Annotated in this window: 6 protein-coding genes; 3 read left to right on the top strand and 3 right to left on the bottom strand. The window is 59.6% G+C overall.

Annotation, left to right across the window (positions count from 1 at the left end; genetic code table 11):
* The first annotated feature begins 222 nt into the window (after positions 1 to 222).
* Both dksA and JWS10_RS17530 read left to right on the top strand, forming a co-directional pair.
* On the top strand, positions 223 to 645 hold the full coding sequence (gene dksA / locus JWS10_RS17525) for an RNA polymerase-binding protein DksA (protein WP_299478072.1): 423 nt from the start codon (positions 223 to 225) through the stop codon (positions 643 to 645).
* Between the two features lie 77 nt (positions 646 to 722).
* Positions 723 to 1,910: an FAD-dependent monooxygenase gene (locus JWS10_RS17530; protein WP_299509100.1), complete on the top strand. Its 1,188-nt coding sequence runs from the start codon at positions 723 to 725 to the stop codon at positions 1,908 to 1,910.
* Between the two features lie 105 nt (positions 1,911 to 2,015).
* On the opposite strand, the gene xth is transcribed toward JWS10_RS17530, so the two are convergent.
* The 3 genes from xth to JWS10_RS17545 all read right to left on the bottom strand — a co-directional run bounded on the left by xth (position 2,016) and on the right by JWS10_RS17545 (position 4,024).
* Positions 2,016 to 2,822 carry an exodeoxyribonuclease III gene (gene xth / locus JWS10_RS17535; protein WP_299509101.1) on the bottom strand — a complete coding sequence of 269 codons (807 nt, stop codon included), beginning with the start codon at positions 2,820 to 2,822 and terminating at the stop codon, positions 2,016 to 2,018.
* Entirely contained in the window at positions 2,819 to 3,556 is a 738-nt protein-coding gene (locus JWS10_RS17540; protein ID WP_299509102.1) for a hypothetical protein, read from the bottom strand. Before JWS10_RS17540 ends, xth begins: the two co-directional genes overlap by 4 nt.
* A 126-nt stretch (positions 3,557 to 3,682) precedes the next feature.
* A complete protein-coding gene (locus JWS10_RS17545) occupies positions 3,683 to 4,024 on the bottom strand; it encodes an iron-sulfur cluster assembly accessory protein (protein ID WP_299478063.1) in 342 nt (113 codons plus the stop codon).
* A gap of 75 nt (positions 4,025 to 4,099) precedes the next feature.
* Here JWS10_RS17545 and JWS10_RS17550 point away from each other — a divergent pair, with 75 nt between their 5' ends.
* Positions 4,100 to 5,263 carry a deoxyguanosinetriphosphate triphosphohydrolase gene (locus JWS10_RS17550; protein ID WP_299509103.1) on the top strand — a complete coding sequence of 388 codons (1,164 nt, stop codon included), beginning with the start codon at positions 4,100 to 4,102 and terminating at the stop codon, positions 5,261 to 5,263.
* Positions 5,264 to 5,385: the final 122 nt, after the last annotated feature.

Here is a 5,385-nt window from a genome sequence, read left to right on the forward strand (position 1 = left end):
AATGCGCAGATCATCCGCCACGATGTAACGGTCGGTCGAGTCAAATTTCATCGCTATTCCAAGGTAATGCAGGACATTGTGGCAAAGCTTAGACCGCACGCGAATTTGTCGCAACCGCTAGTGACAATCGTTTCTGTTTCCTTTAGATGCACGCCCATGCAGGAGCGCGACATGCCTATAGCCCACCTGGCAGCGCATCCTGAGAAAAGGGAGAGTGCTGCAATGAAAGCCGAAACCTTCTTGCCAGACGATTATCGTCCTGCCGAGGATGAGCCTTTCATGAATGAGCGGCAGCTGGAATATTTCCGCCGCAAGCTGATCACCTGGAAGCAAGAACTGATCGGTCAATCCGCCGAAACCATCGACAATCTGCAGGATTCTGGCCGCAATGTGCCCGATATCGCAGACCGGGCTTCGGAAGAGACAGATCGGGCACTTGAGCTGCGCACCCGCGACCGTCAGCGTAAGCTGGTGTCAAAAATCGACGCAGCCTTGCGCCGAATCGACAGCAACGAATTTGGTTATTGCGAAATGACTGGCGAGCCGATCAGCCTGAAACGGCTTGACGCCCGCCCGATTGCGACGATGACTCTGGAAGCACAAGAAAAGCATGAGCGGCGTGAGAAAGTCCACCGCGACGATTGATCTGCTTGCAGGCCAAGCCGTGATGCGAAACAGATAGCGCCGGGCCAAAAGGTCTGGCGTTTTCGTTTGGGGGATGGATGGGCATCGCGGGCCAACAGGTGACGGTGATCGGGGCAGGGGTCGCGGGTCTTGCCGTCAGCTTGGCCCTCGCTCAAAACGGCGCTGAGGTCACGGTGCTAGAGCAAGCCGACGCCATCCGAGAAGTCGGCGCAGGGCTGCAAATCTCGCCCAATGCTGCCTGTGTGCTGCAAGCTTTCGGTCTGGGTGCTGCGCTGAATGCTGTATCCTTGCGCGCGCAAGCCGTGGAGCTTTGTGATGGACGCAATGGCAAACAAGTGCTGCGGCTTGATCTCGCCCGTCTGCGCCCACATCAAGGCTACCATTTTGTGCACCGCGCCGATCTGATCGACCTGCTGGCAAGCGCCGCGCGCGCCGCTGGTGTGCAAATAAAACTGCTGCAACAGGTTGAAACCGTTGACCTAAGCGGCCAGCGCCCTTGTGTCACAACGGCGACTGGTGCTGAATACACTCCGTCGTTGCTGATCGGCGCCGATGGCTTGCACTCGAAAACCCGCGCCGCGCTGAACGGCAAAGTCGCACCCTTCTTCACCCGGCATGTCGCGTGGCGTACGCTGATCCCCTGTGAACCAAACGCCGCCCCGGTCGCCGAGATCCACATGGGCGCAGGCCGCCACCTCGTCAGCTACCCCCTACGCGGCGGTACATTGCGTAACATCGTCGCTGTCGAAGAACGCAACACCTGGGTTCCCGAAAGCTGGTCGCTCCGCGACGACGCGTCCTCAATGCGACAAGCCTTCGCGGGATTCTCGCCAAGGGTGCAAAGCTGGCTGGATCAAGTGCATGAGCCCTACCTCTGGGGCCTGTTCCGCCATCCGGTCGCGAAAACATGGAGCAAAACCCTGCCCGAAGCTGCCGCCGTGATCCTCGGTGACGCCGCGCACCCGATGCTGCCCTTTCTGGCCCAAGGAGCCGCGACGGCATTGGAAGACGCATGGCTGCTCGCCCACCACATATCGCGACTACCTGTGCCACAAGCCCTAACCGCCTACCAAACCCAACGCGCACCCCGCTCTGCCCGCGTTGTAGCGGCCGCCAACGGCAACGCGCGCGCCTATCACCTCTCGGGTGTGCAACGCAGTGTCGCGCATGCGGGCTTACGCCTGGGCAACCTGATCGCGCCAAACCTCGCGCTGAAACGCTTCGACTGGCTCTATGATTATGATGTGACGCGGAGTGACGCTTAGGTCATCCTGTGCGCAAAAATATCCCCGCCGAAGGCATACTCGGCCAGCCTAAGAGCCTCCGGCGGGGATATTTAAGCCAATGTGAAAGCCCAAGCCTTCCCGCCATCACGCGTCGAGTTCTATCCAGATCGGCACATGGTCGGACGGCTTGTCGCCGGCGCGCACCTGTTTGTCGATTTGACAATCGCGCAACAAGTCGGCGGCTTGCGGCGACAACAGGTGATGATCGATGCGGATGCCGTTGTTACGCTCCCACGCGCCCGCCTGATAATCCCAGAACGTGTAGTTCCCCGGTGTCTGATTGCGCACGCGAAAGGCGTCGGTCAGCCCGAGGTTCAGCAGGCGTTGGAATGCCGCACGGGTTGGCGGGAGAAACAGCGCGTCCTTCACCCAGACGCCGGGTTTGGCCGCATCCACCTCTTGCGGGATCACGTTATAATCGCCGCAGCAGACCAGCGGTTCTTCCAGCGTCAGCAAAACCTCGACCCGCGCCTGCATCCGCGCCATCCACGCGAGTTTGTAGCCATACTTCCCCGCAATTATCGGTTGGCCTGCCGGGTCAAACTCCACCGGATTGCCGTTCGGAAGATAAAGCCCGCACAGCCGCACCGCGCGTTTGCCGATCACCGTCGCTTCAATCCAGCGCGCGTGATCGTCGCCCTCACCGTCGGGCAATCCGCGCACGACATCCTCGAGTGGCAGCTTCGACAGGATCGCCACGCCGTTGAATGCCTTTTGCCCATGGGTTTCAACTTGGTAGCCCATGGCCTCAAACACTTCACGCGGGAAGGCTTCATCCACCGATTTGATCTCTTGCAAACATACCACATCCGGTTGCGCTTGCGTCAGCCACGCGGGCAACGCCTCAATCCGCGCCTTGATGCCGTTGATGTTGAAGCTGGCGATTTTCATAGGGCGCTCTCCGGTTCTGCCCCCAGTCTTAGGCCGAGCGGTTCCGGCAGACAAGCCAGCCAAAGCGCATCCAGTGCGTCAATTTCGGCGAGATCATAGCGCGAGAGATCCTCCCAATACCGCCCCGAGGGCGCGAAATATGCTAGTTCCGCCTCACGCGCCTGAGCCGCTTGCACCCGCACCGGATCAAACTCCAACGCCCGCACCCCGGCCAAATCCGACAACTTTGCCCGAGGGCACAGCAGCCGCGACGGGCCTATCGACAGGTTTACCACCGCACAACCCTGATGTGCCGCCATCACCATCAACCGCACCGATTTCGCCTCAAGACTGCGCAAGGTGATATCGGCGCGCAACGGATCAGCCGTGCCCGCTCCGTAGAAGTGCGTCTGGCCGGGAGGATAATGCATATCGCAGCCGAACACCGCCAATACCCGAGGACGCAGCGCATCGAGCACCCAATAAGCCGCCGTATAGGCCATCGTCGCACCGGCGTAGACAAAGCCACCATAGCGGTTCTGCGCGGGCACAAACTCGGCCTCAGTTACCAGAACCTGTTCGCCTGCGGGCACCGCTACACGCTCGGGCGGAAAATCCCACGGATAAATCGAGAAGTCCCAATCGGGCCGCACCCGCCAGGCGTTGTTGATCGCCACAACCCGGTCAAAGCTGCGCGGCCACACAGCGGCTTCCAAAGCCATCGGGGCCGAGCCCAGCATCAAAACAACGGTCATTTCGCCCCCATGTCAGGGGGCCAAGCTAATTCACCACACGCACAAATCTAGTGTTATCTCGCACCCGCTTTTTCAAAAAAGAGCGGCGCTGCACCGAAAAAGTTTCTAAATCGACAACCCGCGCCTTTAGATCGAGAAACTGGTGCCGCAGCCACAGGCACTCGCCACGTTCGGATTTTCAATCACGAACCGCGCACCGATCAGTTCCTCGGAAAAATCAATCACCGCATTGGCCAGAAACGGCAGCGAGACTTGATCGACCAGCACAACTTGGCCACCGCCCTCAATCACCAGATCATCCGCCGCTGCATCATCCAGCTTGATATCATACTGAAAACCCGAGCAACCGCCGCCTTCGACCGCGACGCGCAACGCCTTCTTCTCACCAGTCATTTCGGCAATCTCGGCCAGACGCGCAAAAGCACGCGGCGTCACGCGCGGCGGCTGGGCAGGCATATTCAATTCCATGGCATTTCTCTATCCATTGGCGGCTAATTCCGAATATAGGGGATGCGAACGCATACAACAAGAACGGCTACGCTTATGCTCGCCCCTTTCGCCTGCCAACCCGACCAATCGCGCGGCCGCCTGCACCTGGAGCGGATGTCGAGCTTCCGCTCACCGTTCCAACGCGACCGCGACCGCATTATTCATTCCAGCGCTTTCCGCCGCCTGAAACACAAAACCCAAGTTTTTGTCGAACATGAGGGCGATTATTACCGCACCCGGCTGACCCATACGATTGAGGTCGCGCAGGTCGCCCGCACAATCTCAGGCGTGCTCGGCTTGAATACCGATCTCGCTGAAGCCATCGCCTTGGCGCATGATCTTGGCCACACCCCGTTCGGCCATACCGGCGAAGATGCCCTTGCTTTGCTGATGGCCCCCTTCGGCGGTTTTGATCACAACGCCCAAGCCCTGCGCATAGTCACCCGGCTGGAACGTCACTATGCTGATTTCGATGGGTTAAACCTGACATGGGAAAGCCTTGAAGGCATCGCCAAGCACAACGGCCCGGTGACTGGCCTCAATGCTGATGCAAAGCACAGCGGCCCGTTGCCCTATGCCTTGGCCGAGGTGAACGCCGAGTGGGATCTCGAACTGCACACCCACGCGTCAGCCGAGGCGCAAGTTGCAGCCATCGCCGATGATGTGGCCTATTCGCATCACGACCTGCACGACGGCCTGCGTTCTGGCCTGTTCGACGAAAATGACCTGATGGAACTCCCCGTCACTGGCCCCGCCTTCGCCGAAGTCGATGCGCTCTACCCCGGCTTGGATAGAATGCGTCGCCGCCATGAAGCCCTGCGCCGAGTGTTTGGCCGTATGGTCGAAGATGTAATCGCGGTGGCCAAGAACCGTCTCGATGCCGCCAAGCCGCAATCGGTCGAGGAAGTCCGCGCCATGGGCCTGACCGTCATCCGGTTTTCCAAGCCGCTTTACCAAGAACTGAAGGCCATCCGCACCTTTCTGTTTCACCGAATGTACCGCGCCCCCTCGGTGTTGGTGATGCGCGAGCAGGTGACCGAAGTCGTCAACGGCCTGTTCCCGCTGTATCTCGCACAACCCGAAATGCTACCCGAAGAATGGATGCACGATATAGAAGCCGTGCAGTCGCAAACCGAACTCGCCCGCATCGTCGCCGATTACGTTGCTGGCATGACCGACCGTTTCGCGCTGCAAGAGGGGCAAAGGCTGCTGGGTTAGGCGCAGCCTCTAGGGCATCATCTGTGCAAAAGTATCCCTGCCTTAAGCATACTCGGCCAGCCTAAGAGCCTCCGGCGGGGATATTTAGGCCAATGCGAAAGCGGTTAGAATCCGTCACTAAA

This window comes from Cypionkella sp., from assembly GCF_028290025.1.
Taxonomy (GTDB): Bacteria; Pseudomonadota; Alphaproteobacteria; order Rhodobacterales; family Rhodobacteraceae; genus Cypionkella.

What these genes read in the sequence shown, in the direction of transcription:
- JWS10_RS17545 (WP_299478063.1), bottom strand. Translation starts at nt 4,024, where the DNA reads ATGGAATTGAATATGCCTGCCCAGCCGCCGCGCGTGACGCCGCGTGCT.
- dksA (WP_299478072.1), top strand. Translation starts at nt 223, where the DNA reads ATGAAAGCCGAAACCTTCTTGCCAGACGATTATCGTCCTGCCGAGGAT.
- JWS10_RS17530 (WP_299509100.1), top strand. Translation starts at nt 723, where the DNA reads ATGGGCATCGCGGGCCAACAGGTGACGGTGATCGGGGCAGGGGTCGCG.
- JWS10_RS17540 (WP_299509102.1), bottom strand. Translation starts at nt 3,556, where the DNA reads ATGACCGTTGTTTTGATGCTGGGCTCGGCCCCGATGGCTTTGGAAGCC.
- xth (WP_299509101.1), bottom strand. Translation starts at nt 2,822, where the DNA reads ATGAAAATCGCCAGCTTCAACATCAACGGCATCAAGGCGCGGATTGAG.
- JWS10_RS17550 (WP_299509103.1), top strand. Translation starts at nt 4,100, where the DNA reads ATGCTCGCCCCTTTCGCCTGCCAACCCGACCAATCGCGCGGCCGCCTG.